The organism is Clostridium sp. (assembly GCF_040797585.1).
Lineage (GTDB): Bacteria > Bacillota > Clostridia > Clostridiales > Clostridiaceae > Clostridium_Z.
This window is the reverse complement of record NZ_JBFNEO010000277.1, coordinates 1-2,886: the sequence shown is the minus strand read 5'-3', so window position 1 is coordinate 2,886 and position 2,886 is coordinate 1. Positions and strand designations below refer to the sequence as shown.

Sequence of the window (2,886 nt, the reverse complement as noted above, 5' to 3'; positions counted from 1 at the left end):
AACTAAGGTGGTGTTCAACATTAATATTAAGAATTTTTTAAGTATACTAAGTGCAAAAATCACACTATTTTTATCAAAACACCTTTTTAAAGGAGGAAGTAATTTTCCAGGAAAAGTAGCCTTGAAAATTAGCAAGAATATATTAAAACCATTAACTAAAGGTTATAAAGTAGTATTAGTTACAGGAACCAATGGTAAAACAACAACTACTAGTATGATTTATAATATTTTAAAGGCTAATGGAGCTAACGTTATAACCAATAATACTGGAGCAAATATGCTTCCTGGAATAGTTGCCTGTTTTGCTGATAACTACTCCTTCTTTTCTAAAGAAGAAAAGATAGCCATTATTGAAGTAGATGAAGCTAATGTAAAATTTATAACTGAACATTTAACTCCTGAGATTATTACCATAACCAATCTTTTTAGAGATCAATTAGATAGATATGGAGAAGTATATACTACATTAAACAAAATTATGGAAGGTATAGTTAAGGTTCCAAATAGTAAACTTCTTTTAAATGGAGATGAATCTCTTCTTGGAAAACTAAATATTAAAAATGAAACTATATATTATGGTTTCAATGAATCCTTAAATACTTCAAAGGTAGCTGAGCTTAATGCCGATGCAAAGTTTTGTAAAGTATGTAAGACACCCTACGCGTACAATTTTATTACATATAACCATTTAGGAGATTTCTACTGTAGTAACTGTGGATATAAAAGAGAAGAGTTAAAGTACTCAGTAGATTCCATACTAGAAGTTACCCCTGATAGTTCTAATATTGTAATCAATGGTTCTAAAGTCTCCTTAAGCCAATCTGGATTATATAATATATATAATGCTCTTTGTGCTTATGCTATAACTAAGGAGCTAAATGTTCCTACAGATGTAATAATAAAGTCCCTTGAAAACCAAAGTGCTACTTTCGGAAGACAAGAGGTTATAAATATAGATGGTAAAGAAATTAAAATGTTTCTTGTAAAAAATCCTGCTGGGTATAATCAAGCTTTAGATACACTTTGTCTATCTAAAGAAAACATATCTCTTGCTTTTTTATTAAATGATAATTATGCAGATGGTCGTGATGTATCTTGGCTTTGGGATGTAAATTTTGAAAAGCTTAGCACTCTAAATATAGATGATGTTCTAGTAGGCGGAGTACGTCTTTATGATATGGCTGTTAGACTTAAAATAAGTGGTTTAAACTATAAGGATTTTCAATTATGTAAAACCTTTGATAGAGTTACAGAAGAAATTAAAAACTGTAAAAATAATAAGGTATATGTATTAACTACCTATACTGCTATGATTAACTACAGAAAATATCTTCATTCTAAAGGTTATATAAAAAACCTTTGGTAATTAAAAGGAGGACTTAGAATGGAATTAAATATTTGCCATTTATACCCTGACTTACTTAATTCTTATGGTGATTTAGGAAATATATTAATACTTAAATGGAGAGCAGAGGAAAGAAATATAAAAGTTAACATACATAATGTATCCTTAGGTGATAGTTTTAATGGAGAAGATTATGATATAGTGCTTTTCGGTGGTGGTCAAGACTACGAACAGTCCATAGTATCTAAAGATCTTAAGGAAACTAAAAGAGATGCCATAGAAGCTTATATAGAAAGAGGAGGAGTTCTCCTTGCTATATGTGGTGGTTATCAGCTTCTTGGAAAGTATTATACAACCCCAGAAGGAGAAAAACTTCAGGGACTTAATATCCTACCTCTATACACTGAAGCAGGTGATACTAGATTTATAGGTAATACTGCTATACTCAATGAAGAAACTGATGAAACCTATGTAGGATTTGAAAACCACTCTGGTAAAACTTATTTAGGGGATGGAATAAAACCTCTTGGAAAATGTCTATTAGGCTATGGAAATAATGGAGAAGATGGTTATGAAGGTTGCATATATAAAAACACCTATTGCACATATTTCCATGGATCCCTATTATCTAAAAATCCAGAGCTTTCAGATAGACTTCTACAAGCTGCCCTAGATAATAGATATGAGGATGTGTACTTAGACCCTCTTAATGATATTATGGAACTAAAAGCTAAAGAACATATAATATGTAAAATAGAACAAAAATAAATTGTTAATAGAGAGTGAGAATAAAGATCTCACTCTCTATTAATGATTCTACCTAATTCCATTCTTTTTATATCATTTTCTGTGGCTTCATCAAAAGTTTTAAATACGTATCCTTTATCCTTAAAATTTTTAATTATCTGAGGTAGTGCCTCTACTGTTGTGTCCTTTGCTTCAGCATCATGCATAAGAACCACGCACATCCCCACTCCCCTAGATTCCCTTACCACACTATTTACTATTTTTGATCTAGCTACTTTATATGCAGTTGCATCTTCTGAGCTTATATTCCAATCCACATATCTGTATCCCTTATCTTTAACAGTAGCTCTTATATCCTTAAGGGTGTTTAAATTAGATACCCTATTATCAGATCCTCCTGGAAATCTAAATATTTTAGGAATCTTCTCTCCTGTGACATCTTCTATGGCATTAGTACACTTCTCTAAATCTTTCATGAAGCTATCTACACTACCATATAATTCTTTATAATTATGACTATAAGAATGAGGAAGAATACACATTCCACTATCTCTTAACTTTTTTACTAAGTTCGGATTGTTTTCTGTTTTATACCCTACAACAAAAAATGTTCCATATACATCATTTTCTTTTAGTATATCTAGAATTTTTGGGGTATTATTTCTTGATGGACCATCATCAAAGGTTAAAAACACAACTTTTTCTTCTTCTCTATTTATAGCCACATCATAACTCCTAGGGTATTCTAATGCCTTAATATTATAAAATGTAAATAAGTGCAAAAAACTTATAAT

3 protein-coding genes are annotated in these 2,886 nt (G+C 30.5%); 2 read left to right on the top strand and 1 reads right to left on the bottom strand.

Translation table 11 applies throughout. From position 1 onward, the window contains the following. Nucleotides 1-10 precede the first annotated feature (10 nt). Together AB2369_RS12705 and AB2369_RS12700 are read left to right on the top strand one after the other, a co-directional pair. Nucleotides 11-1,366 (top strand): MurT ligase domain-containing protein, encoded by a 1,356-nt coding sequence (locus tag AB2369_RS12705; RefSeq protein WP_367666842.1) that lies wholly within the window; start codon nt 11-13, stop codon nt 1,364-1,366. Nucleotides 1,367-1,384: 18 nt separating this feature from the next. Continuing rightward, nucleotides 1,385-2,113, top strand: a complete 729-nt coding sequence (locus AB2369_RS12700) for a type 1 glutamine amidotransferase (protein WP_367666841.1) — start codon at nt 1,385-1,387, stop codon at nt 2,111-2,113. Between the two features lie 29 nt (nt 2,114-2,142). Here AB2369_RS12700 and AB2369_RS12695 read toward each other — a convergent pair whose 3' ends face one another. Beyond that, nucleotides 2,143-2,817: a polysaccharide deacetylase family protein gene (locus tag AB2369_RS12695; RefSeq protein WP_367666840.1), complete on the bottom strand. Its 675-nt coding sequence runs from the start codon at nt 2,815-2,817 to the stop codon at nt 2,143-2,145. Nucleotides 2,818-2,886: the final 69 nt, after the last annotated feature.